Source organism: Enterobacter cloacae complex sp. HYC074_NIDB (assembly GCF_056673345.1).
In genome coordinates this window covers 483,489-507,454 of record NZ_CP114214.1, presented here as the reverse complement: position 1 = coordinate 507,454, position 23,966 = coordinate 483,489, and the positions used below count along the sequence as shown (strand labels likewise).

The window sequence follows — 23,966 nt, the reverse complement described above, 5'->3', positions numbered from 1 at the left end:
CTCTGGCAAACAGGTCAAGTGATCTCAATAACATTTTGAAATCAAATTTTCTTCATAAATTACAGGTAATTACGAAGATATTATTCACCCTGCTAACATTTCGTAGAGACTGGTTTTATCACGTTTCTGTGGATAACTCTGTTCACAAGAGTATTTCAGACATAATAGAAAACGTCCCCAACGAAGCACTTCGCTGTGGATAATCTGGAGATGAAGAAGAATTTGGAGCGGGAAACGAGACTCGAACTCGCGACCCCGACCTTGGCAAGGTCGTGCTCTACCAACTGAGCTATTCCCGCTTGGGTGTTCTGGTGCTATGCGTATCTTGCGATACTTTCAAATTTTGGAGCGGGAAACGAGACTCGAACTCGCGACCCCGACCTTGGCAAGGTCGTGCTCTACCAACTGAGCTATTCCCGCTTGGGTGTTCTGGTGCTGGCGTATCTTGCGATACTTTTCAAATTTTGGAGCGGGAAACGAGACTCGAACTCGCGACCCCGACCTTGGCAAGGTCGTGCTCTACCAACTGAGCTATTCCCGCAAATCTGTACTGCTTTTGTTGCTGTCGTAACGTGTAATTCTCTGTCGTTACGGGAGGCGCATTATACGAGAAATCCGTTTAGCTGCAACCCCCCTCAAAGCGATTTTTTTGAAATTCAGTTCAAGTGCTTATTTAATCGGCAAGCTGAACAATTTAGCGACAAAAACCCGGCCACGCAAGGCGCCGGATCGCAAAATCAGAGCTTAATAAAGTTTTCGCGATAGTACGCCAGCTCCGCAACAGACTCACGGATGTCATCCATCGCCTGGTGCGTCCCCTGCTTTGTGAAGCCGTCGAGAATTTCCGGTTTCCAGCGGCGGGCCAGCTCTTTCAGGGTGCTCACATCCAGATAGCGGTAGTGGAAGTAGGACTCCAGCTCCGGCATGTACTTAAACAGGAAACGACGATCCTGACCAATGCTGTTGCCACAGATAGGCGATTTTCCTGCCGGCACCCACTGCTTCAGAAATTCAAGCGTCGCCAGCTCCGCTTCGCGGTCGCCCAGGGTGCTGGCCTTCACGCGTTCCACCAGCCCGCTGCCGGTATGGGTACGCACGTTCCACTCATCCATCAGCGTAAGCTGGTCATCGGACTGGTGCACGGCAATCGTTGGGCCTTCCGCCAGAATATTGAGGTTGGCATCGGTGACCAGTGTGGCGATCTCAATAATGCGATCGCGCTCGGGATCAAGGCCGGTCATCTCCAGATCGATCCAAATCAGGTTGTTTTCGTCCGCGCTCATGTTATTTTCCACCCTTCTCGCATAACCGGCAGTAGCAGGTTAACTAGTATTAATTAGAGTGTATCATAGAGGTTTTGCCCGCTACGGGCGACCAGGAGCCAGCGCGATTGAGTAAAAATAAACTCTCCAAAGGGCAGCAGCGCCGCGTGAATGCAAATCACCAGCGCCGTCTTAAAACCACTACGGAGAAGCCCGATTACGACGACAACCTGTTTGGCGAAGCGACAGAAGGCGTTGTGATTAGCCGCTTCGGCATGCACGCCGATGTCGAATCTGCCGACGGGGATATCCACCGTTGCAATATCCGTCGCACCATCCGTTCCCTGGTGACCGGTGACCGCGTGGTCTGGCGTCCGGGCAAGGAGGCGGCGGAAGGGGTAACGGTTAAAGGCATCGTTGAAGCCGTGCATGAACGCACGTCGGTTCTGACCCGTCCGGATTTCTACGACGGCGTGAAGCCCATTGCCGCCAACATTAACCAGATCGTGATCGTTTCGGCGATTTTGCCTGAGCTTTCACTCAACATTATTGACCGTTATCTGGTGGCCTGCGAAACGCTACAGGTTGAGCCGCTTATCGTGCTGAATAAAATCGATCTGCTGGATGACGAGGCCATGGCCTTTGTCAATGAGCAGATGGATATTTACCGCAACATTGGCTATCGCGTGTTGATGGTGTCCAGCCGCACCAAAGACGGCCTGAAGCCGCTGGAAGATGCGCTAACCGACCGCATCAGCATCTTTGCAGGGCAGTCCGGCGTGGGTAAATCCAGTCTGCTTAACAATTTGCTCGGCCTTCAGCAGGAGATCCTGACCAACGATGTGTCGGACGTCTCCGGGCTGGGCCAGCACACCACCACCGCCTCACGTCTCTATCACTTCCCGCACGGCGGCGATGTGATTGACTCCCCGGGCGTGCGTGAATTTGGTCTCTGGCATCTCGAGCCGGAACAAATCTTTAACGGATTTGTCGAATTCCATGACTATTTAGGCGCTTGCAAATACCGCGACTGTAAACATGACAACGATCCGGGCTGCGCCATCCGCGAAGCGGTAGAGAACGGAGAAATTGCGGAAACCCGTTTCGAAAATTACCACCGTATTCTCGAAAGCATGGACCAGGTAAAAACGCGTAAAAACTTTTCTGATTCTGATAACTGACAACTAAGCTAAGCGTCGCTAAAATCGTCCCCTTTTTTCAGGTTCCGGCAGCGTAATGCCGGATCAGGAACGACAAAACAATGGCCTGGAGGCTACCTTGTTAAACTCATTTAAACTTTCGCTTCAATACATTCTGCCGAAACTGTGGCTCACTCGCCTGGCGGGCTGGGGCGCGAGCAAACGAGCGGGCTGGCTGACCAAACTGGTCATCGACCTGTTCGTGAAATACTACAAGGTCGACATGAAAGAAGCGCAGAAGCCGGATACGGCAAGCTATCGTACCTTCAACGAATTTTTTGTGCGTCCGCTGCGCGATGAAGTGCGCCCGCTGAATACCGACCCGAACGTGCTGGTGATGCCAGCGGACGGCGTGATCAGCCAGCTGGGTAAAATTGAAGACGACAAAATTTTGCAGGCGAAAGGCCATAACTACAGCCTGGAAGCGCTGCTGGCCGGTAACTACATAATGGCCGATCTGTTCCGTAACGGGACTTTCGCGACCACCTATCTCTCCCCGCGCGATTACCACCGCGTGCATATGCCGTGTAACGGTATTCTGCGCGAGATGATCTACGTGCCGGGGGATCTGTTCTCCGTCAATCACCTGACGGCGCAAAACGTTCCTAACCTGTTTGCCCGTAACGAGCGCGTCATCTGCCTGTTTGATACTGAATTTGGCCCAATGGCGCAGATTCTGGTGGGTGCTACCATTGTAGGCAGCATCGAAACCGTCTGGGCGGGCACCATTACTCCGCCACGCGAAGGCGTGATCAAGCGCTGGACCTGGCCTGCCGGCGAAGAAGAAGGTTCTGTGGCCCTGCTGAAAGGTCAGGAAATGGGCCGCTTCAAGCTGGGCTCAACGGTCATCAACCTGTTCGCTCCGGGCAAAGTTAACCTGGTCGACGAGCTGGAAAGCCTGTCCGTGACCAAACTCGGCCAGCCTCTGGCAGTATCGACGGAGGTCTTCGCAACACCAGACGTTGCGCCAGCCCCGTTGCCGGAAGATGAGATCAAAGCCGAGCACGACGCCAGCCCGCTGGTTGACGACAAAAAAGACGAAGGCTAACAACAGAAGGATCGCTGACGTGCGCCCGATTATCGTATTACTGATGGCCTGGTGCCTCAGCATGGGGGCGTACGCAGCGACGGCCCCCGACGCCAAACAGATAACCCAGGAGCTGGAGCAGGCAAAAGCGGCAAAACCCGCTCAGCCGGAGACCGTTGAGTCGCTCCAGTCTGCACTGAACGCGCTTGAGGAACGAAAGGGTTCCCTTGAGCGCGCGCAGCAGTATCAACAGGTTATCGACAATTTCCCCAAACTCTCTCAGACCCTGCGCTCGCAGCTAAACAACCTGCGCGATGAACCACGCCAGGTCCCCGCGGGGATGACGTCCGAGGCGCTGAATCAGGAGATCCTGCAAGTCAGCAGCCAGCTGCTGGAAAAAAGCCGTCTGGCGCAGCAGGAGCAGGAACGGGCGCGTGAAATTGCCGATTCCCTCAGTCAGCTTCCACAGCAGCAAACCGATGCCCGCCGTCAGTTAAATGAGGTGGAACGCCGCATCGGGACGCAGACAGGCAGCACACCGCAGAATCAGGCGCAAAATCTTGGGTTGCAGGCGGAATCCGCCAGACTAAAAGCCCTGGTTGATGAACTGGAGCTGGCGCAGCTTTCCGCTAACAACCGCCAGGAGCTGTCGCGGATGCGTTCCGAGCTGGCGCAGAAGCAGAGCCAGCAGCTGGATGCGTATCTCCAGGCGCTGAGAAATCAACTCAACAGCCAGCGTCAGCGTGAAGCTGAACGTGCTCTGGAAAGCACAGAATTACTGGCCGAAAACAGCGCTAACCTGCCCGACAGCATCGTCGCCCAGTTTAAGGTTAACCGCGAGCTTTCTGCTGCGCTGAATCAGCAGGCGCAGCGCATGGATTTGGTGGCCTCGCAGCAGCGTCAGGCTACCAATCAAACCCTTCAGGTTCGTCAGGCACTCAACACGCTGCGTGAACAGTCCCAGTGGCTTGGCTCGTCTAACCTGTTGGGCGAAGCGTTACGCGCGCAGGTGGCCCGTCTGCCAGAGATGCCAAAACCACAGCAGCTTGATACGGAGATGGCGCAGCTGCGTGTTCAGCGTCTTCATTATGAAGATCTCCTCAACAAGCAGCCGCAAATCCGCCAGATCCGTCAGGCTGACGGACAGCCGCTCACCGGCGAGCAAAGTCGTATTCTGGAAGCGCAGCTGCGCACCCAACGCGAACTGCTCAATTCCCTGTTGCAGGGGGGCGATACGCTGATCCTTGAGCTGACCAAGCTGAAAGTCTCGAATAGCCAGCTGGAGGATGCGCTGAAAGAGGTCAACGAAGCCACGCACCGTTACCTTTTCTGGACGTCCGACGTGCGGCCGATGACCTTCGCCTGGCCGATTGAGATCGTGCAGGATCTGCGCCGCCTCATTTCGCTGGACACCTTTAGCCAGCTGGGCCTCGCCAGCGTAATGATGATAACCAGTAAGGAGACTATCTTCCCGTTGCTGGGGGCGCTGATTCTGGTGGGCTTCAGTATTTATTCCCGTCGTCACTTTACCCGTTTCCTTGAGCGCTCCAGCGCCCGAGTGGGAAAAGTAACCCAGGATCACTTCTGGCTGACGTTGCGTACGGTGTTCTGGTCAATTCTGGTCGCGTCTCCGCTGCCGGTGCTGTGGATGACGCTCGGATACGGACTGCGTGAAGCCTGGCCCTACCCGCTTGCCGTCGCGATTGGCGATGGCGTGACCGCCACCGTTCCGCTGCTGTGGGTGGTGATGATTTGCGCCACGTTTGCGCGGCCAAATGGTCTGTTCATCGCTCACTTTGGCTGGCCGCGTAATCGCGTTGCGCGGGCGATGCGTTACTACCTGATGAGTATCGGGCTGATTGTGCCGCTGATTATGGCGTTGATCATGTTCGATAATCTCAATGACCGGGAGTTCTCCGGCTCGTTGGGACGGCTGTGCTTTATGCTGATCTGCGGGGCGTTAGCGGTAGTGACGCTCAGCCTGAAACGCGCCGGGATCCCGCTCTATCTCGACAAGACCGGCAGCGGCGATAACATGTTAAACCGTCTGCTGTGGAACCTGCTGCTCAGCGCGCCGCTGGCGGCGATGCTGGCGGCAGCGGTCGGTTATCTCGCCACGTCGCAGGCGCTGCTCGCCCGACTGGAAACGTCGGTGGCCATCTGGTTCCTGCTGCTGGTGGTCTACCATGTTATCCGCCGCGGCATGCTGATCCAGCGTCGTCGTCTGGCGTTTGACCGTGCTAAACATCGTCGCGCAGAAATTCTGGCCCAGCGCGCGCGGGGTGAGGAAGAGCCAAACCACGTCAACAGCACCGAAGGGACTACAGACGCTGATGACGTCGAACTGGATCTGGATGCGATAAGTACTCAGTCCCTGCGGCTGGTACGCTCAATTCTGATGCTGGTTGCCCTGCTGTCGGTGATCTACCTGTGGTCAGAAATCCACTCCGCGTTTGGCTTCCTGGAGAACATCTCTTTATGGGATGTGACATCCACGGTGCAGGGAGTCGAAAGCCTGGAGCCCATCACCTTAGGGGCCGTGCTGATTGCGATTCTGGTGCTGATCATCACCACCCAGCTGATACGTAACTTCCCTGCCTTGCTGGAGCTGGCGCTGTTGCAGCATCTGGATTTAACCCCAGGCACAGGCTATGCCATCACCACCATCACCAAGTATTTAATCATGCTGTTTGGTGGGCTGGTCGGCTTCTCGATGATTGGTATCGAATGGTCAAAACTGCAATGGCTGGTTGCCGCCCTGACCGTAGGCCTGGGCTTTGGTTTACAGGAGATTTTTGCCAACTTCGTTTCTGGTCTGATCATTCTGTTTGAAAAGCCGATTCGAATTGGTGATACGGTGACCATCCGCGATCTCACCGGCAGCGTCACCAGGATCAACACCCGTGCCACCACCATCAGCGACTGGGACCGTAAAGAGATCATCGTCCCGAACAAGGCATTTATCACCGAGCAGTTTATCAACTGGTCGCTGTCCGACTCCGTCACGCGTGTGGTGCTGACCGTACCCGCTCCGTCGGATGCCAACAGCGAAGAGGTGACGCAGATCCTGTATACGGCTGCTGAACGCTGTTCGCTGGTAATCGACAACCCACCGCCGGAAGTCTTCCTGGTTGATTTGCAGCAGGGGATCCAGATTTTCGAGCTGCGTATCTACGCCGCCGAGATGGGACACCGTATGCCGCTGCGCCACGAGATCCACCAGCTGATTCTGGCTGGCTTCCGCGAGCACGGAATTGATATGCCGTTCCCACCGTTCCAGATGCGTCTGGAAACGCTGGACGGACGTAAGACGGGAAGAACGTTGACGTCAGCGGCGCGTACGCGCCCGGCGGGAAGTTTGTAATCCTTTCCCCCTCCCCAGCGGGAGGGGGTCAATCCTTTATGCCACTTCTGCTACACAGGCCGTCGAGCGACGACGGTAATGCTCATAAATCCCCATTGCCTGCAGCGAGAAGAAGATCGGTCCGCCAACCATCCACAGCGTGCTGTTCCAGTCATTTGCCTCAACAACGGGCTGAATGACGGTAAAAATGTTGGCGAACGCGACGACCAGCACCACAACAGTGGTCGCCAGCAGCGTCGCCGCACGGGTTTTGAAGATCACAAACGGTCGTTCCAGATCCTGCTTCGCCTTAAAGAACGGGAACGCCAGGGTCAGGAACAGATACGGAAGCGTCATCGATACGTTTGCCATCAGGGTCAGCTTGTTATAGAACGCCGACGCGGTATCACCGCCGAAGGACACCAGCAGAATGAACACGCACACCAGCATGCACTGCATCCACATCGCGTTGGCAGGCATACCGGCAGCGTTCAGCTGAGTCATATGTGCAGGCCACAGCGCCTTTGGCGTCCCCTGAATAATCGCTTTCAGCGGCGAGTAGATCAACGTGAAGAACGCGCCAGTATAGGCGAGGAACATCGACAAACCGGTAATCCGCGCAAACCAGATCCCCAGGGTGGCCGACGTTTCCGGCGCGAGATCCATGGCGTTGCCCAGCGTCACCCCCAGGCTTTTCATCAACACGTAGGTAATGTTGCCGAGGTTGGTGGTGTTATTGCTCAGCACCTGCTGCCAGTTGGTGCTGACGCCCCAGAGGAAAATCGCCAGTGAGTAGCCAATGGATATGACGATGGCGGCAAAGATAATGCCTTTGGCGAAGTTCTTTTCCGGATTTTCGGTTTTGTCGACCAGGCCGCCCACGGCTTCAATTCCACCGTAAGCAAAGATGGCAAACACCACGAAGGAGAGCATGGCCAGTCCGGACTGGTAACCCGGATTAGGCGATGAAACGAAGTTGACTTCCTGTGCGAAATGCCCGCCGTTCAGGCACAGAATGGCGATGCTGACCAGCAGCAGCACCAGGTTCAGGCACATCACGGAAATACCGCCAACGGCAGTGATACGGGCAATTTTGTTGATGCCTTTCGAGGCCACCAGCGTGACCACCACCATCCAGCACACCGCCAGAATACCGACCACCTGCGTGGAGCTCAGCCCCGCCAGAGACCAGACCTGCGTTTTATCCGCACCGAAGAGAAACGTTGAGAACGGCACCCAGACCTTGGCCGCCGTGCTGACCATCCAGACGACGTAGGATGAAAACCACATGAACGTACCGATAAACGCATAACGCGGACCGACGCTGTTGTTCATCCACGAATAGATGCCACCCTCTTCTTTCCGGTACGCCGAGCCCATCTCCGCCATCATCAGCGCAAACGGGATAAAGAAGAACAGAGCGGAAACGATATAAAACGGCGTCGCGCTGTAGCCCATCAGATAAAACGCGGACGGGCTATTGGCAAAGCCAAAGACTGACGTAAAAATCATCAGAATGAGCCCGGTAAGGGTCATTTTTTTGAGTGAGTGAGACATATAACCATCCGAAACGGAATTAAACTGCGCGGATGGTAGCAGATGACCAGACAAATATTGTGGCTATCCGAGGCAATTTAAGAAAAAGACCCGTGTATAGCGAAAAGAGCAGTTTTTAATGTGGCAGTGTTAAATGACCGAGTAGGCCGGGTAAGCGACAGCGCCACCCGGCATTTTTTCAGGCGCGATCGACCGTAAAGGCAATCACATCGCCCAGCTGCTCGGCACCCAGCGCCAGCATGACCAGACGATCCACACCCAGCGCCACGCCGGAGCAGTCCGGCAAACCGGCCTTAAGCGCTTCCAGCAGGTTGGTGTCAATCGGCTGCTGCGGCAGACCGCGCGCGTTGCGCTTGCGGTTATCCTGCTCGAAACGCTGCTGCTGTTCGCGCGCGTCGGTCAGCTCGTGGAAACCGTTCGCCAGCTCAATGCCTTTGAAGTACACCTCAAACCGTTCCGCCACGCGGTGATCTTCGGTGCTGATCTGCGCCAGCGAGGCCTGGCTGGCCGGGAAGTGATAGACAAACGTCGGACGATCTTTACCAATTTGCGGTTCAACGCCAAAGGTGAACAGCAGTTGCAGCAGCGTGTCGCGATCCTCTTCGTTATCCGCCACGTTGCTCAGATCCAGTTTTGCCGCCACTTCACGCAGCTGTGTTTTATCAGCCGACAGCGGATCAATTTCCAGATGACGCTGGAAGGCCTGCTGATAGGAGAGCGTTTCAGCTTCCGCGCAATCCAGCACCTGTTGCAGCAGATCGTCGACTTCGTTCATCAGACGATACATGTCGTAGTGCGGGCGGTACCACTCCAGCATGGTGAATTCCGGATTATGGTGTCGGCCCATCTCTTCATTACGGAAGCTACGGCACAGCTGATAGACCGGACCACACCCGGCCGCCAGCAGACGCTTCATATGGTATTCCGGGCTGGTCATCAGATACAGATTCATGCCCTGAGAGTGGCCTGGGCCAACAAAACGGGTTTCAAACGGGACCAGATGAATATCCGTGACCGTCGCCTGACTCATGCACGGCGTTTCCACCTCCAGGACGCCGCGGTCGGCAAAGAAACGGCGGATCTCCGCCATAATTGCTGCGCGCTTTAGCAGGTTTGGAATGGATGCGCTCGGCTGCCAGGTGGCCGTTTCGCTCATGAGTTATTTCTCCGTTTTCAGACAAGGGCACGAAGTCTACTCGCAAGCCGGGGCAGAGACAAATTTTGCACAGTAAAAGTCCCTTTTCATTGCACAGAGAAATACTGTGACGCCATTCATTAATCACGATGATAAATCACCGCACAGAACAGCAAAAAAATCGAACACGTCAAATTTCCCTCACTTCTACGCGGTTATACTGTTTTACCCATAAAGGAGCAGTGGAATCGCTTCCGCAATCGCCCGTTCGGGCAGGTGAACGTCCTTTAGCTCATCGCGTTGCGGGAAAACAAAAATCTGGAGGAATGTCGTGCAAACTTTTCAAGCCGATCTTGCCGTAATAGGCGCTGGCGGGGCTGGATTACGCGCTGCAATTGCTGCGGCACAAGCCAATCCGAACGCTAAAATCGCATTGATTTCAAAAGTCTATCCGATGCGCAGCCACACGGTAGCCGCAGAAGGAGGATCCGCTGCCGTCGCGCAGGATCATGACAGCTTCGAATACCATTTCCACGACACGGTTGCAGGGGGCGACTGGCTTTGCGAACAGGATGTCGTTGATTACTTCGTGCACCATTGCCCAACGGAGATGACCCAGCTGGAACAGTGGGGATGCCCGTGGAGCCGCCGTCCGGACGGGAGCGTCAACGTCCGCCGCTTCGGTGGCATGAAGATCGAACGCACCTGGTTTGCCGCCGATAAGACCGGCTTCCACATGCTGCACACCCTGTTCCAGACCTCCCTCCAGTTCCCACAAATCCAGCGCTTTGACGAACATTTCGTTCTCGACATTCTGGTCGACGACGGTCATGCGCGCGGACTGGTGGCGATGAACATGATGGAAGGCACGCTTGTCCAGATCCGCGCTAATGCGGTGGTGATGGCAACGGGCGGCGCGGGCCGCGTATACCGCTACAACACCAACGGCGGCATCGTCACCGGTGACGGTATGGGCATGGCGCTCAGCCACGGCGTCCCGCTGCGTGATATGGAGTTCGTCCAGTATCACCCAACCGGCCTACCGGGCTCCGGCATACTGATGACGGAAGGCTGCCGCGGCGAAGGCGGAATTCTGGTCAACAAAAACGGCTATCGCTATTTGCAGGATTACGGCATGGGTCCGGAAACCCCACTTGGCGAGCCGAAAAACAAATACATGGAACTCGGCCCTCGCGACAAAGTCTCTCAGGCTTTCTGGCACGAGTGGCGCAAAGGCAACACCATCTCAACGCCGCGCGGCGACGTGGTGCATCTCGACCTGCGTCATCTCGGCGAGAAGAAACTGCTGGAGCGTCTGCCGTTTATCTGCGAGCTGGCGAAAGCGTATGTGGGCGTCGATCCGGTGAAAGAACCGATCCCGGTGCGTCCAACCGCGCACTACACCATGGGCGGCATCGAAACCGATCAGCAGTGCGAAACCCGCATCAAAGGGCTGTTTGCGGTGGGCGAGTGTTCCTCCGTCGGTCTGCACGGCGCAAACCGTCTGGGCTCGAACTCGCTGGCTGAGCTGGTGGTCTTTGGTCGCATGGCGGGCGAACGTGCGGTGGAGCGTGCCGCAACGGCAGGTGAAGCTAACAGCGCGGCGCTGGATGCGCAGGTTGCAGACGTCGAAAAACGCCTGAAAGACCTGGTGAACCAGGAAGGTAACGAAAACTGGTCGAAGATCCGCGACGAAATGGGGCTGTCGATGGAAGAAGGCTGCGGGATCTACCGTACGCCAGAGCTGATGCAGAAAACCGTCGATAAGCTGGCGGAGTTGCAGGAGCGCTTCAAGCGCGTGCGTATCACCGACACTTCCAGCGTCTTCAATACCGATCTGCTTTATACCATTGAACTGGGCCACGGCCTGAACGTCGCAGAATGTATGGCCCATTCCGCCCTGGCGCGTAAAGAGTCCCGCGGCGCGCACCAGCGTCTGGATGAGGGCTGCACTGAACGTGACGACGTCAATTTCCTTAAACACACTCTCGCCTGGCGCGATGCGGATGGCACCACCCGTCTGGATTACAGCGACGTGAAAATCACCACGCTGCCACCGGCGAAACGCGTGTACGGTGCAGAAGCAGAAGCCGCCGATAAGAAGGAGAAGGCGAATGGCTGAGATGCAAAAACTGAAAGTTGAAGTGGTGCGCTACAATCCGGAAGTGGACGCCGCGCCGCATAGCGCTTTCTATGAAGTCCCTTACGACGAGCAAACCTCCCTGCTGGATGCGCTCGGCTATATCAAAGACAACCTGGCGCCAGACCTGAGCTACCGCTGGTCCTGCCGCATGGCGATCTGCGGCTCCTGCGGCATGATGGTCAACAAGGTGCCGAAGCTGGCCTGTAAGACCTTCCTGCGTGACTACACCAAAGGCATCAAGGTCGAAGCCCTGGGCAACTTCCCTATCGAGCGCGATCTGGTGGTCGATATGACCCACTTTATCGAAAGCCTGGAAGCCATTAAGCCTTACATTATTGGCAACCCGCGCACGCCGGATCAGGGGCCAAACACCCAGACCCCGGCTCAGATGGCGAAATACCATCAGTTCTCCGGCTGCATTAACTGCGGTCTTTGCTACGCCGCCTGTCCGCAGTTTGGCCTGAACCCCGAGTTCATCGGCCCGGCCGCCATTACCCTGGCGCACCGCTATAACGAAGACAGCCGCGACCACGGTAAAAAAGAACGTATGGCGCAGCTTAACAGCCAGAACGGCGTCTGGACCTGTACCTTTGTGGGTTACTGCTCCGAAGTCTGTCCGAAGCACGTCGACCCGGCCGCCGCCATTCAGCAGGGTAAAGTGGAAAGCTCGAAAGACTTTCTTATCGCTACCCTGAAACCACGCTAAGGAGTGCATGATGACGACTAAACGCAAAGCCTATGTGCGGCCTGTGCCGTCCACCTGGTGGAAAAACCTGCCGTTTTATCGCTTCTACATGCTGCGTGAAGGCACAGCGGTACCGGCGGTCTGGTTCAGCCTTGAGCTGATGTACGGGGTGTATGCCCTCAAGCACGGCCCGGAAGCCTGGGCCAGTTTTGTGGGCTTCCTGCAAAACCCAATCATCGTAGTACTGAACCTGATTGTGCTCGCCGCCGCGCTGCTTCATACCAAAACCTGGTTTGAACTGGCGCCAAAAGCAGCGAACATCATTGTAAAAGGCGAAAAAATGGGGCCAGAGCCGGTCATTAAAGGGCTCTGGGCAGTGACAGCAGTTGTCTCTGTGGTCATTCTGTTTGTCGCACTGTTCTGGTAAGGAGACTACTGTGATCAATCCAAATCCAAAACGTTCAGACGAGCCGGTTTTCTGGGGGCTGTTTGGCGCAGGCGGCATGTGGAGCGCCATTATTGCCCCGGTCATTATCCTGCTGGTCGGGATCATGCTGCCGCTGGGGTTGTTCCCGGGCGATGCGCTGAGCTATGAGCGCGTACTGGCCTTTGCGAGCAGCTTTATTGGCCGCGTGTTCATCTTCCTGATGATCGTCCTGCCGCTGTGGTGTGGTCTGCACCGTATCCACCATGCGATGCACGATCTGAAAATCCATGTGCCAAGCGGTAAATGGGTCTTCTACGGTCTGGCGACCATTCTGACGGTCGTCACGTTGATTGCCGTGGTCACCATCTGACTGAACAGGCCCGCCATCCGGCGGGCTTTTTACTTTTTCATCTTCTCCACCAGCCACCGGGAAAATTCGCGCATGGCTGGCGTTTCTGCCCGGGACTGCAATCGGGTCAGCCAGTAGCTGCCGAGCTCAATCTGCGTCGCAAAGGGCTGCACAATGCGCTCGCTGGCTAACAGATGGGTAAACATATCGACAGGCGCAATGGCAATGCCCACCCCTGCCTGAGCGGCCTCCAGCATGGTCACGGACGAATCAAATACCATCACGCGGTGCGTTGGCGAAGGGGGATGCTCGCCGGCCGCCTGCATCCACGCGGTCCATTCATCGCGTCGGTAAGAGCGCAGCAGCGTAAACCTGAGGATGTCGGCCGGACTGTGCAGACTGGCGGCGATATCGGGCGTACACAGCGGCGCGAGCGGCGCATGACAAAGGAATTCAGCCTCGGTGCCGTGCCACGCCCCGCCACCGTATCGGATCGTATAGTCAAGCCCTTCGGCAGCCGGATCAACGCGGTTGTTATGGGTGGAAAGCTGAAGATCGATGTGCGGATAGCCACGGCGAAAATCCTCCAGCTGCGAGAATAAAACCCCGGTGGCAAATGTACCCACCACGCCGATTTTCAGCTTCTCCTGCGCACGATGGTTAGCGAAGCGATCCAGCATTCCGGCTATACGATCGAAAGAATCATTCAGCACCGGCAGTAAATTTTCACCCTCGGTAGTCAACATCAGCCCGCGCGACACGCGAACGAACAGCTGACAGTTCAGGTGCTGCTCCAGCGTTTTCACATGCTGGCTAATGGCTGAATGGGTCACGTTCAGCTCAATGGCCGCATGCGTAAAGCTGAGATGTCTCGCGGCGGCTTCAAAAGCCCGAAGCGAATTGAGGGGGAGATAGCTTCGCGTCATGGTCTCTTCCGTTAGAAAAATTAACAGCTAATGCTAAATTTAACCGTTTGTCAGGCACAGTCAAATCCAACAGACTACGCCTGTCTGACGGGCCCGGACATCCCCTTGACTCGCTATTACGGAAGATTACTGATGATGAAAAAATCCCTTTGCTGCGCCCTGCTGCTGGGCCTCTCTTGCTCTGCTCTCGCCGCGCCAGTATCAGAAAAACAGCTGGCGGAGGTGGTCGCGAATACGGTTACCCCGCTGATGAAAGCCCAGTCTGTTCCAGGCATGGCGGTGGCCGTTATTTATCAGGGAAAACCGCACTATTACACGTTTGGCAAGGCCGATATCGCGGCGAATAAACCCGTTACGCCTCAGACCCTGTTCGAGCTGGGTTCTATAAGTAAAACCTTCACCGGCGTTTTAGGTGGGGATGCCATTGCTCGCGGTGAAATTTCGCTGGACGATCCGGTGACCAGATACTGGCCTGAGCTGACGGGCAAGCAGTGGCAAGGGATTCGAATGCTGGATCTCGCCACCTACACCGCAGGCGGTCTGCCGCTACAGGTGCCCGATGAGGTGACGGATGACGCCTCCCTGCTGCGCTTCTATCAACACTGGCAGCCACAGTGGAAGCCAGGCACAACGCGCCTTTATGCCAACGCCAGCATCGGCCTGTTTGGTGCGCTGGCGGTTAAGCCTTCCGGCATGCGCTACGAGCAGGCGATGACCGAGCGAGTATTCAAACCGCTGGCGCTGCATCACACCTGGATTAACGTGCCGAAAGCGGAAGAGGCGCATTACGCCTGGGGCTATCGTGACGGTAAAGCGGTGCGCGTTTCGCCGGGAATGCTGGATGCACAAGCCTATGGCGTGAAAACCAACGTGCAGGATATGGCGAACTGGGTCATGGCAAACATGGCGCCGGAGAAGGTTGCCGATGCCTCACTTAAGCAGGGCATCGCGCTGGCGCAGTCGCGCTACTGGCGTATCGGGTCAATGTATCAGGGTCTGGGCTGGGAGATGCTCAACTGGCCCGTGGAGGTCAACACGGTGGTCGAAGGCAGCGACAGTAAGGTAGCGCTGGCGCCGTTACCCGTGGCAGAAGTGAATCCACCGGCTCCCCCGGTCAAAGCGTCCTGGGTCCATAAAACGGGTTCTACTGGCGGGTTTGGCAGCTACGTGGCCTTTATTCCTGAAAAGCAGGTCGGTATTGTAATGCTCGCGAATAAAAGCTATCCGAACCCGGCACGCGTTGAGGCGGCATACCATATCCTCGAGGCGCTACAGTAAAACATTGCCGGGTGGCGCTGCGCTTACCCGGCCTACACAACGCGTGAACTTTGTAGGCCGGGTAAGGCGAAGCCGCCACCCGGCAAAACCCCCTACACAATCTCCCGCATTTTCCCTGCTGTCATCTACACTTAACAAAAAACAGTAAGGAAACTCCTATGCGCATTCTGCCTGTTATTGCCGCAGTAACAGCCGCGTTTTTAGTGGTTGCTTGCAGTTCCCCTACTCCTCCGCCTGGCGTCACGGTAGTCAGTAATTTCGACGCACAGCGCTTCCTCGGCACCTGGTATGAAATCGCCCGAATGGACCATCAGTTCGAACGGGGCTTAGAAAAAGTCACGGTCAACTACAGCGCGATGGATGACGGCGGGATCCGGGTCATTAACCGCGGCTATAACCCGGATCGCCAGATGTGGCAGCAGTCAGTTGGTCAGGCCTATTTCACCGGCGCGTCTAACCGCGCGGCCATGAAAGTCTCTTTCATCGGCCCATTCTACGGCGGGTATAACGTCATTGCGCTGGACAGAGAGTACCGCCATGCGCTGGTGTGTGGGCCGGATCGCAACTATCTGTGGATCCTCTCCCGCACGCCAACGATCCCGGCGGAAATGAAACAGCAGATGCTGGACATAGCGACCCGGCAAGGGTTTGACGTGACGAAATTACTCTGGGTAAAACAGCCGCATTAGTGGGTACTGAGTTTTAAGCCGATGATACCCGCGACGATTAACGCGAGGCTGGCGATGCGCGCCAGGCTCGCAGACTCCCCCAGCAGCAGAATACCGGTAATGGCAGCCCCTACCGCGCCAATTCCCGTCCAGACAGCGTAAGCCGTTCCGACTGGCAAGCTTCGCATCGCCCATGACAACATGACGATACTGACAATCATTGCGGCGATAGTGATGACGCTGGGCGTCAGGCGGGTAAAACCATGGGTATATTTCAGGCCAATTGCCCATACCACTTCGAGCAAACCGGCAATAACAAGAACGATCCAGGACATATCAGGCTCCTTAACTTAACGACAAGTTGGGGCCGTCCCCGATGAATGAAGCGCTTACGGGTCGTCCCGCAAGGCTGAGGTTGCGCCTTATATTTTGGTTAGCATGGAATTTTTTTTCAAACTTTTTCTGCTGAACATGTTAAGGCAAGAAATAGCCTCAGTAAGACACGGAGTTCAGGCATTTATGACTCATCCGACTTCTCTATGATGATAGGCTTTCTGATGGCAGGAAGCCAAACCACTAGCCGACTGCGAAAATTTTATGTTTAAAATTCTTTTGATTGACCGTTGTCACTTCACCCGCACGGGATTTGAAGCCTGGGTCAATCATTCAGACCTGTTTTCGGGTCATTTCGTCGTAACCGGGGTAAATAATCTTTTCCTCGCCAGAGAGCATATCCTGCAATGGAAACCTGCGCTGGTCATCGCTGATTTATCTGGCTTCCGGCAGGATTTACACCATTTTCAGCAGCTATCCTCCCTGCTGATTGCCAGCGAAACATTGCCTTTTATTATGCTGCAATCAGGCCAGGAGCAAGAGATGACAGATTATCTGGCGCAGTTCCCGATATGGTCTTCTCTTTCCAAAAATACCGATCTGGAAAAACTAGCGGCGGTGATAAATGACGCGCTAACGTCATGCGCAAGCGCGGAGCTTCCGGAGATGGCAGCACCGTTACTGACGCGTCAGGAAGAGAGAGTTCTTAGCCTGTGGATGGATGGCGCGAGCAACCAGAAAATTGCCAGCAATCTGCGCATTAACGGAAAAACGGTGTACACGTACAAACGCAATATCCGCATGAAGCTACATATGGATACGCGCTACTCCCCGTTTTTATCGCTACAGGAAGTGGAGAATTGACGGTACGGTGAAATGACCTGCCGTACCGTCGCTTTCATTAGTTCTGAGCTTTAGTTGCTGCGCCAGAAATCGCGTTACCACCGTCGGAGATATCTTCCCCTACGCCACGGGTGGTGTTACATGCAGTCAGTACCGAAGAAAGCACCAGAACAGAAAAGATCGCTGCAATTGTTTTCTTAACCATAATATCTTCCTTTTATAGCCAAAGTTATTTTGTGTATAGCAACTTAAGAATAGACAAGATCTTGTCGTTTGACGGAAAAGGAAGAATTTTTAGGAAAATTAGACGGAATTAGCTGGCCGCATGGGAAATGATATGGCCGAGATCCTGGATATCTTCACCCATGCCACGCGCGGTGTTGCAACCGGAGAGAATTGCGCTGGAGAGCGCTAACAGAAGCAGAATTTTAACGGTACGTTTCATCTTCCCTGCCTGCAAAATCAGGCGCAGCGGGCGCTGCGCCTTACATCACGACGTAAATTACTTCACGCGGGATACGTATTCGCCGGAGCGGGTATCCACTTTGATCACTTCACCGATCTGTACGAACAGTGGCACTTTCACCACAGCGCCGGTAGACAGGGTGGCAGGCTTGCCGCCAGTACCTGCGGTATCACCTTTCAGACCTGGATCGGTTTCAACGATTTCCAGCTCAACGAAGTTCGGAGGCGTAACCGCGATAGGCTGACCGTTCCACAGGGTCACGATGCACTCAGCCTGATCCAGCAGCCACTTGGCGTTGTCACCAATCGCTTTTGCGTCCGCAGACAGCTGCTCGAAGGTTTCGTTGTTCATGAAGTGCCAGAACTCACCGTCGTTGTACAGGTAAGTCAGGTTCATATCGACAACATCAGCGCCTTCAGCGGAGTCAGTAGATTTGAAGGTTTTCTCAACACGGGTACCGGTCAGCAGGCGACGCAGCTTTACGCGTGCGAATGCCTGGCCTTTACCTGGTTTAACGAATTCGCTGGCTTCAACCGCGTACGGTTCGCCGTCCATCATGATTTTAAGACCAGCACGAAAATCGTTGCTATAGTACGTTGCCATAAGGCCCTCTAAATTTGTTAACTGGTAGCTAAGCCACAAAATGGCGCATATTGTAACCCTAAACACCCCGTCCAGAGAAGATTGGTTATCGCAACTTGCCGATGTAATCACCAGTCCTGATGAATTGCTGCGTCTTTTAGACCTCGAACAGCACGAAGCGTTGCGTGCAGGTCGTGAGGCGAAACGCCTTTTCGCCCTGCGCGTTCCCCGCGCGTTTGTTGCCCGAATGGAAAAGGGCAATCCTGATGATCCGTTATTAAAACAAACGCTTACCTCTCAGGATGAGTTTATTACCGCCCCCGGCTACAGCACCGATCCGCTGCAAGAGCAGAACAGTGTCGTACCGGGTTTGCTGCATAAATACCGCAATCGTGCCCTGCTGCTGGTTAAGGGCGGTTGCGCGGTAAATTGCCGCTATTGCTTCCGTCGCCACTTCCCGTACGCCGAAAACCAGGGCAATAAGCGCAACTGGCAGGTGGCGCTGGACTACATCACGGCACACCCGGAACTGGATGAAATCATTTTTTCCGGCGGCGATCCGCTGATGGCAAAAGATCATGAGCTGGACTGGCTGCTGACTCAGCTTGAGACCATCCCGCACATTAAGCGTCTGCGCATTCACAGCCGTTTACCGATCGTCATCCCGGCGCGTATCACCGACGCCCTGGTCACGCGCCTGGAGCAGTCCCGTTTGCAGGTGCTGCTGGTGAATCATATCAACCACGCGAATGAAATTGACGCGGACTTTCGTGCGGCGATGGCGCGTATGCGAAAGGCAGGCGTGACGCTGCTCAACCAGAGCGTATTACTGCGCGGCGTGAACGACAGCGCCCGCGTGCTGGCCGATCTCAGCAATGCCTTATTTGATGCGGGCGTTATGCCCTATTACCTGCATGTTCTGGATCGCGTCCAGGGCGCGGCGCACTTCATGGTGACAGATGAAGAGGCCCGGAAGATTATGCGCGAGCTGTTAACGCTGGTTTCAGGTTATATGGTGCCGAAGCTGGCACGTGAGATTGGCGGAGAGCCGAGTAAGACGCCGCTGGATTTGCAGCTGCGTCAGCAGTAAAAAGGCAGGTGGCGCTACGCTTACCTGCCCTGGAGATAAAGCGGCAGCACCATCAAACGGTTATATCAGTTCGGGCACTTATAGACCTGGCCGTTCATCTGGCTGGCGGTTGGCACAAAGCTGGACAGCATCCCCTGCGTCGGGCTGCTCACCCCGTAAATCACGTTGCCGCCCATTGCCGCAGCCTGATTACGCAGGGCATTGGCCGCACCGCGCATAGAGCCGCCCTCTTCGCCGTGCTGCCCCGACATCCAGTTGCTTTGCTCGCCAGTGGCGGTGCCTAACAGCTGGCATTCGCTGCCCGGCTTATCTTCCACAAAGCGAACGCTCTGGCCCGCTGCCGTCAGCTCATTGCTGGTGCTACAACCCGCCAGCAGCAATGCTGCACCTACAATCCCTGCACAGACTTTTATGCGCATGTTATTCCTCGTTTTCAATAAGCTGGACAGTAGTTGTCCGCGTGTAAACCTTATACTAAAAAGATGACCAAAAGAAAAATGCTGAGCATTTCTGCGAGCCAGATTCCGCTGGCACTCCTCCGACATCTTAAATGAATTCTGATAATAACCTTTGGGATATCGTGTTTTAGCCCCCGATCGTTTTTAGTGATGCGACGTACAACTTTTGTACGCGACTCAAAAAAGGGGGTTTCATGAGTGCATCATCCTCAGGAGAGGAAAAAGTAACCTGGGTGGGCTATCTGGCGTTCGTGCTCACCATCGTATTTTTCTCAGGTTTTTTCGCCAAAAGTACCGAATGGTGGCGCGTGCTGGATTTTACCGTCCTGAACGGCAGCTTTGGACCGGTGAACGGTGCGCTGACGTTTCGCGGCGAGGGCGGCACGGGAGCGAAAGATGGGTTTTTGTTTGCCCTTGAACTGGCGCCCTCGGTCATTTTATCGCTCGGGATCATTGCCGTTACCGAGGGGCTGGGCGGGCTGCGCGCCGCACAACAGCTTATGACGCCCATTCTGCGCCCGCTGCTCGGCGTGCCGGGCATTTGCTCTCTGGCGCTTATCGCCAACCTGCAAAATACTGATGCTGCCGCAGGGATGACCAAAGAGTTGACCAACGAAGGGGCGATTACTGACCATGAGCGCGCCATTTTCGCCACCTTCCAGACCAGCGGTAGCGCCATTATTACCAACTATTTTTCTTCCGGCGCCGCACTCTTTACCTTTATTACCGTCCCGGTAATCACGCCGCTTGCCGTCATTCTGGTGTTCAAATTTGTTGGCGCCAACTTTCTGCGACTGTGGATCGCCCACATGGAAGTTCGCTGCGCTCAGGAGGAAAAATGATCGCCCAACCGCGTAAAAATATCATGGACTTGTTTATCGATGGCGCCCGCCGCGGCTTTACCATCGCCACCACCAGCCTGCTGCCGAACGTGGTCATGGCATTTGTTATCATTCAGGCGCTCAAGGTAACCGGCCTGCTGGAAATTGTCGGCAGGGTATGCGAGCCCATCATGGCTCTTTGGGGACTTCCGGGTGCGGCGGCAACGGTTCTTCTGGCCTCGGTGATGAGCATGGGGGGCGGTGTGGGGGTCTGCGCCAGTCTGGTCGCTGCCGGCACGCTCAACGGTCACGATGCAACCATCCTGCTGCCCGCCATCTATCTGATGGGTAATCCGGTGCAAAACACGGGCCGTTGCCTTGGCACCGCAGGCGTCAACCCGAAGTATTATCCGCACATCATCGCTGTCTGCGTCATTAACGCCCTGCTCTCAATGTGGGTGATGCAACTACTCTTCTGAGGAGATAAAAATGGATTTTTCAGTGCTGGAACCGCACCTTTTCCGCAATGCGCAGCTTTACGCTCCCGAGGCTCTTGGGCATTGCGATCTGCTGATTGCCGGAGGAAAAATCGTCGCAGTCGAAAAAGCGGGCCACGCCACAATGAGGCCAGACTGTCCTGAAAGCGATCTCGCCGGAGCGGTGGTTTGCCCGGGGTTTATCGATCAGCATGTACACCTGATTGGCGGCGGCGGTGAAGCCGGTCCCCACACCCGGACGCCAGAGGTACGATTGTCTGCGCTGGTGGCGGCTGGCATCACCTCCGTTGTAGGCCTGCTGGGCACCGACGGCGTGACCCGCCATCCCGAGTCGCTGCTGGCGAAAACGCGGGCACTTGAGCATGAAGGGATCAGCGCATGGATGCTGACAGGCGCGTATGGCCTGCCTTCTCCGACGATCACTGGCAGTATCGAAAAGGATGTGGCGCTAATTGATAAAATCATTGGCGTGAAATGCGCGATTTCTGACCATCGCTCTTCCGCACCGGCAGATGACCAGCTCGCGAATATGGCCGCCCAGTCGCGCGTCGGCGGGCTGCTGGGCGCCAAAGCGGGGATATCCGTATTTCACCTCGGCAACAGCCCTAAACTGCTGGAGCCACTGCTTAACATCCTGAATAACGCCGACGTGCCTCGCACGAAGCTGCTGCCAACCCACGTCAACCGCGCCCAGGCACTGTTCCACGCCGCACTGGACTATGCCCGCGAAGGGGGGTACATCGACATCACCACCAGCATCAGTGAGCCCATTGATGCCGCTACCGCCATCGCGACGGCCCGTGACGCGCAGGTGCCGTTTAACCGGCTCACGCTCAGCTCGGATGGCAACGGCAGCCAGCCGAATTTTGACGCAAACGGTAATCTTGTTGGCATTGGCGTGGCGGGTTTTGAGTCCCTGCTTGATACGCTACAGCAGCTGGTCGGCCGGTATCACCTGCCTCTGGAGGAGGCACTTCTGCCATTTACGCGTAACGTGGCGGAGTTTCTCGGTCTGGAGCATAAAGGGCGGATCGCGCCCGGATGCGATGCCGATTTCCTGGTGCTGACGGATGACCTGAAGATCCGTGAGGTCTGGGCGAAAGGCCGCCAGATGGTGCGTGAAGGCGTGGTGTGCGTGAAAGGCACGTTTGAGTAGAAGATAATAAAAAACCCCGGGCATTGCTGCCCGGGGCTCGTTCTGAGAGGTTCAGAACAGCATGATTACATCATGCCGCCCATGCCACCCATGCCGCCCATACCACCAGCAGCACCTAAGTCAGGCGCGTCGCCTTTAGGCAGGTCGGTCACCATGCACTCGGTCGTGATCATCAGGCCAGCTACAGATGCCGCGTATTGCAGAGCAGAACGGGTCACTTTAGTTGGATCCAGGATACCGAAGTCGATCATGTTGCCGTATTCTTCAGTTGCCGCGTTGTAACCGTAGTTACCTTCACCCGCTTTCACCTTGTTCGCAACCACAGACGGCTCTTCACCGGCGTTGGACACGATCTGACGCAGCGGAGCTTCCATTGCACGCAGCGCAACTTTGATACCCACGTTCTGGTCTTCGTTCTGAGCAGTCAGGCCAGCCAGTTTAGCGGCTACACGCACCAGCGCGACACCACCACCAGCAACCACGCCTTCTTCTACCGCAGCACGGGTCGCGTGCAGGGCGTCGTCAACGCGTGCTTTCTTCTCTTTCATTTCAACTTCGGTAGCCGCACCGACTTTGATTACCGCTACGCCACCTGCCAGTTTCGCTACGCGCTCCTGGAGTTTTTCACGGTCGTAATCGGAAGTTGCTTCTTCGATCTGCTTACGGATCTGACCAACACGGCCCTGAATAGCGGCTTCTTCACCCACACCGTCGATGATGGTGGTGGTGTCTTTGTTGATCACAACGCGTTTCGCCTGGCCCAGGTCTTCCAGAGTCGCTTTTTCCAGCTCCATACCGATCTCTTCGGAGATCACGGTACCGCCGGTCAGGGTAGCGATATCCTGGAGCATCGCCTTACGACGATCGCCGAAGCCAGGTGCTTTAACCGCTGCCACTTTCACGATGCCACGCATGGTGTTAACCACCAGGGTCGCCAGCGCTTCGCCTTCAACGTCTTCAGCAATGATTACCAGCGGCTTGCCTGCTTTCGCAACGGCTTCCAGCACTGGCAGCATTTCGCGGATGTTGGAGATTTTCTTGTCAGCCAGCAGGATGAACGGGCTTTCCAGCTCAACAGCGCCAGTTTCTGGCTTGTTGATGAAGTATGGGGACAGGTAACCGCGGTCGAACTGCATACCTTCAACCACGTCCAGTTCGTCTTCCAGACCAGTACCGTCTTCAACGGTGATCACGCCTTCTTTACCGACTTTATCCATCGCTTCAGCGATCAGTTTACCTACGGTTTCGTCGGAGTTAGCGGAGATAGTACCAACCTGAGCAATGGCTTTAGAGTCAGAGCACGGTACGGACAGCGCTTTCAGTTCTTCAACAGCGGAAGCGACGGCTTTGTCGATACCACGTTTCAGATCCATTGGGTTCATGCCCGCAGCAACGGCTTTCAGGCCTTCGGTGATGATCGCCTGCGCCAGTACGGTCGCGGTGGTGGTACCGTCACCGGCAGCGTCGTTCGCTTTAGAGGCAACTTCTTTCACCATCTGTGCGCCCATGTTTTCGAACTTGTCTTCCAGCTCGATTTCACGTGCAACAGAAACACCATCTTTGGTGATGGTTGGCGCGCCGAAGGATTTGTCCAGCACTACGTTACGGCCTTTCGGGCCCAGAGTGACTTTCACTGCGTCTGCCAGTACGTTTACGCCGCGGAGCATTTTTACACGAGCGTCGTTACCGAATTTTACGTCTTTAGCTGCCATGTTCTTATT

At 55.6% G+C, this 23,966-nt stretch carries 24 protein-coding genes and 3 tRNA genes; 14 read left to right on the top strand and 13 right to left on the bottom strand.

Annotation, left to right across the window (positions count from 1 at the left end; genetic code table 11):
• Nucleotides 1–223: 223 nt before the first annotated feature.
• From O1724_RS02470 to orn, 4 genes are all read right to left on the bottom strand, one after another.
• A tRNA-Gly gene (locus O1724_RS02470) sits at nucleotides 224–299 on the bottom strand.
• 45 nt (nucleotides 300–344) lie between these two features.
• Nucleotides 345–420, bottom strand: a tRNA-Gly gene (locus tag O1724_RS02465).
• A 45-nt stretch (nucleotides 421–465) separates the two neighbouring features.
• Nucleotides 466–541: transfer RNA gene (locus tag O1724_RS02460), tRNA-Gly, on the bottom strand.
• A gap of 196 nt (nucleotides 542–737) precedes the next feature.
• Nucleotides 738–1,283: an oligoribonuclease gene (orn, locus tag O1724_RS02455; protein ID WP_126297133.1), complete on the bottom strand. Its 546-nt coding sequence runs from the start codon at nucleotides 1,281–1,283 to the stop codon at nucleotides 738–740.
• Nucleotides 1,284–1,390: 107 nt separating this feature from the next.
• Here orn and rsgA point away from each other — a divergent pair, with 107 nt between their 5' ends.
• From rsgA to mscM, 3 genes are all read left to right on the top strand, one after another.
• Nucleotides 1,391–2,443, top strand: coding sequence for a small ribosomal subunit biogenesis GTPase RsgA (rsgA, locus tag O1724_RS02450; RefSeq protein ID WP_003855964.1), 1,053 nt, complete (start codon nucleotides 1,391–1,393; stop codon nucleotides 2,441–2,443).
• 97 nt (nucleotides 2,444–2,540) lie between these two features.
• On the top strand, nucleotides 2,541–3,509 hold the full coding sequence (gene asd / locus O1724_RS02445; protein ID WP_032645928.1) for an archaetidylserine decarboxylase: 969 nt from the start codon (nucleotides 2,541–2,543) through the stop codon (nucleotides 3,507–3,509).
• Between the two features lie 19 nt (nucleotides 3,510–3,528).
• Complete coding sequence (gene mscM / locus O1724_RS02440) at nucleotides 3,529–6,852, top strand: miniconductance mechanosensitive channel MscM (protein ID WP_003855962.1); 3,324 nt, start codon at nucleotides 3,529–3,531, stop codon at nucleotides 6,850–6,852.
• Nucleotides 6,853–6,888: 36 nt separating this feature from the next.
• Here mscM and yjeM read toward each other — a convergent pair whose 3' ends face one another.
• Both yjeM and epmA read right to left on the bottom strand, forming a co-directional pair.
• On the bottom strand, nucleotides 6,889–8,388 hold the full coding sequence (gene yjeM, locus O1724_RS02435) for a glutamate/gamma-aminobutyrate family transporter YjeM (RefSeq protein ID WP_126297135.1): 1,500 nt from the start codon (nucleotides 8,386–8,388) through the stop codon (nucleotides 6,889–6,891).
• 178 nt (nucleotides 8,389–8,566) lie between these two features.
• Nucleotides 8,567–9,544 carry an elongation factor P--(R)-beta-lysine ligase gene (gene epmA / locus O1724_RS02430; protein ID WP_003855960.1) on the bottom strand — a complete coding sequence of 326 codons (978 nt, stop codon included), beginning with the start codon at nucleotides 9,542–9,544 and terminating at the stop codon, nucleotides 8,567–8,569.
• Nucleotides 9,545–9,854: 310 nt separating this feature from the next.
• Between epmA and frdA the strand changes: the two genes are divergently transcribed.
• The 4 genes from frdA to frdD are packed head-to-tail and all read left to right on the top strand — an operon-like array spanning nucleotide 9,855 to nucleotide 13,148.
• Nucleotides 9,855–11,645: a fumarate reductase (quinol) flavoprotein subunit gene (gene frdA, locus O1724_RS02425; RefSeq protein WP_003855957.1), complete on the top strand. Its 1,791-nt coding sequence runs from the start codon at nucleotides 9,855–9,857 to the stop codon at nucleotides 11,643–11,645.
• Nucleotides 11,638–12,372 (top strand): succinate dehydrogenase/fumarate reductase iron-sulfur subunit, encoded by a 735-nt coding sequence (locus O1724_RS02420; protein WP_003855955.1) that lies wholly within the window; start codon nucleotides 11,638–11,640, stop codon nucleotides 12,370–12,372. The genes frdA and O1724_RS02420 overlap by 8 nt, the downstream gene beginning before the upstream one ends.
• A 10-nt stretch (nucleotides 12,373–12,382) precedes the next feature.
• Nucleotides 12,383–12,778 carry a fumarate reductase subunit FrdC gene (gene frdC, locus O1724_RS02415; protein ID WP_214595448.1) on the top strand — a complete coding sequence of 132 codons (396 nt, stop codon included), beginning with the start codon at nucleotides 12,383–12,385 and terminating at the stop codon, nucleotides 12,776–12,778.
• A 10-nt stretch (nucleotides 12,779–12,788) separates the two neighbouring features.
• Nucleotides 12,789–13,148, top strand: coding sequence for a fumarate reductase subunit FrdD (gene frdD / locus O1724_RS02410; RefSeq protein WP_000609653.1), 360 nt, complete (start codon nucleotides 12,789–12,791; stop codon nucleotides 13,146–13,148).
• Nucleotides 13,149–13,177: 29 nt separating this feature from the next.
• Here frdD and ampR read toward each other — a convergent pair whose 3' ends face one another.
• The gene (ampR, locus tag O1724_RS02405; RefSeq protein WP_003855952.1) at nucleotides 13,178–14,053 is read right to left on the bottom strand and encodes a LysR family transcriptional regulator AmpR; all 876 of its coding nucleotides are present in this window, start codon (nucleotides 14,051–14,053) and stop codon (nucleotides 13,178–13,180) included.
• A gap of 132 nt (nucleotides 14,054–14,185) precedes the next feature.
• Here ampR and O1724_RS02400 point away from each other — a divergent pair, with 132 nt between their 5' ends.
• Entirely contained in the window at nucleotides 14,186–15,331 is a 1,146-nt protein-coding gene (locus tag O1724_RS02400; RefSeq protein WP_126297136.1) for a cephalosporin-hydrolyzing class C beta-lactamase ACT-108, read from the top strand.
• Nucleotides 15,332–15,489: 158 nt separating this feature from the next.
• Nucleotides 15,490–16,020: a lipocalin family protein gene (locus tag O1724_RS02395; protein ID WP_003855945.1), complete on the top strand. Its 531-nt coding sequence runs from the start codon at nucleotides 15,490–15,492 to the stop codon at nucleotides 16,018–16,020.
• Here O1724_RS02395 and sugE read toward each other — a convergent pair.
• Entirely contained in the window at nucleotides 16,017–16,334 is a 318-nt protein-coding gene (gene sugE, locus O1724_RS02390) for a quaternary ammonium compound efflux SMR transporter SugE (RefSeq protein ID WP_003855944.1), read from the bottom strand. The genes O1724_RS02395 and sugE overlap by 4 nt on opposite strands.
• A 262-nt stretch (nucleotides 16,335–16,596) precedes the next feature.
• On the opposite strand from sugE, the gene O1724_RS02385 reads away from it, so the two are divergent.
• Nucleotides 16,597–17,196 (top strand): helix-turn-helix transcriptional regulator, encoded by a 600-nt coding sequence (locus tag O1724_RS02385; protein ID WP_022650247.1) that lies wholly within the window; start codon nucleotides 16,597–16,599, stop codon nucleotides 17,194–17,196.
• Between the two features lie 37 nt (nucleotides 17,197–17,233).
• Here O1724_RS02385 and ecnB read toward each other — a convergent pair whose 3' ends face one another.
• From ecnB to efp, 3 genes are all read right to left on the bottom strand, one after another.
• Nucleotides 17,234–17,380 (bottom strand): lipoprotein toxin entericidin B, encoded by a 147-nt coding sequence (gene ecnB / locus O1724_RS02380; RefSeq protein ID WP_003855942.1) that lies wholly within the window; start codon nucleotides 17,378–17,380, stop codon nucleotides 17,234–17,236.
• Nucleotides 17,381–17,488: 108 nt separating this feature from the next.
• Nucleotides 17,489–17,620, bottom strand: coding sequence for an entericidin A/B family lipoprotein (locus tag O1724_RS02375; protein ID WP_003855941.1), 132 nt, complete (start codon nucleotides 17,618–17,620; stop codon nucleotides 17,489–17,491).
• A gap of 57 nt (nucleotides 17,621–17,677) precedes the next feature.
• Nucleotides 17,678–18,244, bottom strand: a complete 567-nt coding sequence (efp, locus tag O1724_RS02370; protein ID WP_003855940.1) for an elongation factor P — start codon at nucleotides 18,242–18,244, stop codon at nucleotides 17,678–17,680.
• 40 nt (nucleotides 18,245–18,284) lie between these two features.
• On the opposite strand from efp, the gene epmB reads away from it, so the two are divergent.
• Nucleotides 18,285–19,313, top strand: coding sequence for an EF-P beta-lysylation protein EpmB (gene epmB, locus O1724_RS02365; protein WP_003855939.1), 1,029 nt, complete (start codon nucleotides 18,285–18,287; stop codon nucleotides 19,311–19,313).
• 65 nt (nucleotides 19,314–19,378) lie between these two features.
• On the opposite strand, the gene O1724_RS02360 is transcribed toward epmB, so the two are convergent.
• Nucleotides 19,379–19,732, bottom strand: coding sequence for a DUF4156 domain-containing protein (locus tag O1724_RS02360; protein WP_003855938.1), 354 nt, complete (start codon nucleotides 19,730–19,732; stop codon nucleotides 19,379–19,381).
• A gap of 233 nt (nucleotides 19,733–19,965) precedes the next feature.
• Here O1724_RS02360 and O1724_RS02355 point away from each other — a divergent pair, with 233 nt between their 5' ends.
• Genes O1724_RS02355 through iadA form a run of 3 tightly spaced genes read left to right on the top strand, consistent with a single transcriptional unit; the run spans nucleotide 19,966 to nucleotide 22,245 of the window.
• Nucleotides 19,966–20,613 (top strand): nucleoside recognition domain-containing protein, encoded by a 648-nt coding sequence (locus O1724_RS02355; protein ID WP_022650246.1) that lies wholly within the window; start codon nucleotides 19,966–19,968, stop codon nucleotides 20,611–20,613.
• Nucleotides 20,610–21,071, top strand: coding sequence for a YjiG family protein (locus O1724_RS02350; RefSeq protein WP_022650245.1), 462 nt, complete (start codon nucleotides 20,610–20,612; stop codon nucleotides 21,069–21,071). Before O1724_RS02355 ends, O1724_RS02350 begins: the two co-directional genes overlap by 4 nt.
• Nucleotides 21,072–21,081: 10 nt before the next feature.
• Complete coding sequence (gene iadA, locus O1724_RS02345; protein ID WP_023315247.1) at nucleotides 21,082–22,245, top strand: beta-aspartyl-peptidase; 1,164 nt, start codon at nucleotides 21,082–21,084, stop codon at nucleotides 22,243–22,245.
• 65 nt (nucleotides 22,246–22,310) lie between these two features.
• Here the strand turns inward: iadA and groL are convergent, their stop codons facing one another.
• Complete coding sequence (gene groL, locus O1724_RS02340) at nucleotides 22,311–23,957, bottom strand: chaperonin GroEL (protein ID WP_003855930.1); 1,647 nt, start codon at nucleotides 23,955–23,957, stop codon at nucleotides 22,311–22,313.
• Between the last annotated feature and the right edge of the window lie 9 nt (nucleotides 23,958–23,966).

Coding starts and splice junctions, on each gene's coding strand:
- yjeM (WP_126297135.1), bottom strand. CDS start 8,388: ATGTCTCACTCACTCAAAAAAATGACCCTTACCGGGCTCATTCTGATG.
- sugE (WP_003855944.1), bottom strand. CDS start 16,334: ATGTCCTGGATCGTTCTTGTTATTGCCGGTTTGCTCGAAGTGGTATGG.
- ampR (WP_003855952.1), bottom strand. CDS start 14,053: ATGACGCGAAGCTATCTCCCCCTCAATTCGCTTCGGGCTTTTGAAGCC.
- O1724_RS02360 (WP_003855938.1), bottom strand. CDS start 19,732: ATGCGCATAAAAGTCTGTGCAGGGATTGTAGGTGCAGCATTGCTGCTG.
- O1724_RS02420 (WP_003855955.1), top strand. CDS start 11,638: ATGGCTGAGATGCAAAAACTGAAAGTTGAAGTGGTGCGCTACAATCCG.
- epmB (WP_003855939.1), top strand. CDS start 18,285: ATGGCGCATATTGTAACCCTAAACACCCCGTCCAGAGAAGATTGGTTA.
- frdC (WP_214595448.1), top strand. CDS start 12,383: ATGACGACTAAACGCAAAGCCTATGTGCGGCCTGTGCCGTCCACCTGG.
- O1724_RS02400 (WP_126297136.1), top strand. CDS start 14,186: ATGATGAAAAAATCCCTTTGCTGCGCCCTGCTGCTGGGCCTCTCTTGC.
- O1724_RS02355 (WP_022650246.1), top strand. CDS start 19,966: ATGAGTGCATCATCCTCAGGAGAGGAAAAAGTAACCTGGGTGGGCTAT.
- O1724_RS02385 (WP_022650247.1), top strand. CDS start 16,597: ATGTTTAAAATTCTTTTGATTGACCGTTGTCACTTCACCCGCACGGGA.
- efp (WP_003855940.1), bottom strand. CDS start 18,244: ATGGCAACGTACTATAGCAACGATTTTCGTGCTGGTCTTAAAATCATG.
- ecnB (WP_003855942.1), bottom strand. CDS start 17,380: ATGGTTAAGAAAACAATTGCAGCGATCTTTTCTGTTCTGGTGCTTTCT.
- O1724_RS02350 (WP_022650245.1), top strand. CDS start 20,610: ATGATCGCCCAACCGCGTAAAAATATCATGGACTTGTTTATCGATGGC.
- groL (WP_003855930.1), bottom strand. CDS start 23,957: ATGGCAGCTAAAGACGTAAAATTCGGTAACGACGCTCGTGTAAAAATG.
- orn (WP_126297133.1), bottom strand. CDS start 1,283: ATGAGCGCGGACGAAAACAACCTGATTTGGATCGATCTGGAGATGACC.
- O1724_RS02395 (WP_003855945.1), top strand. CDS start 15,490: ATGCGCATTCTGCCTGTTATTGCCGCAGTAACAGCCGCGTTTTTAGTG.
- O1724_RS02375 (WP_003855941.1), bottom strand. CDS start 17,620: ATGAAACGTACCGTTAAAATTCTGCTTCTGTTAGCGCTCTCCAGCGCA.
- epmA (WP_003855960.1), bottom strand. CDS start 9,544: ATGAGCGAAACGGCCACCTGGCAGCCGAGCGCATCCATTCCAAACCTG.
- iadA (WP_023315247.1), top strand. CDS start 21,082: ATGGATTTTTCAGTGCTGGAACCGCACCTTTTCCGCAATGCGCAGCTT.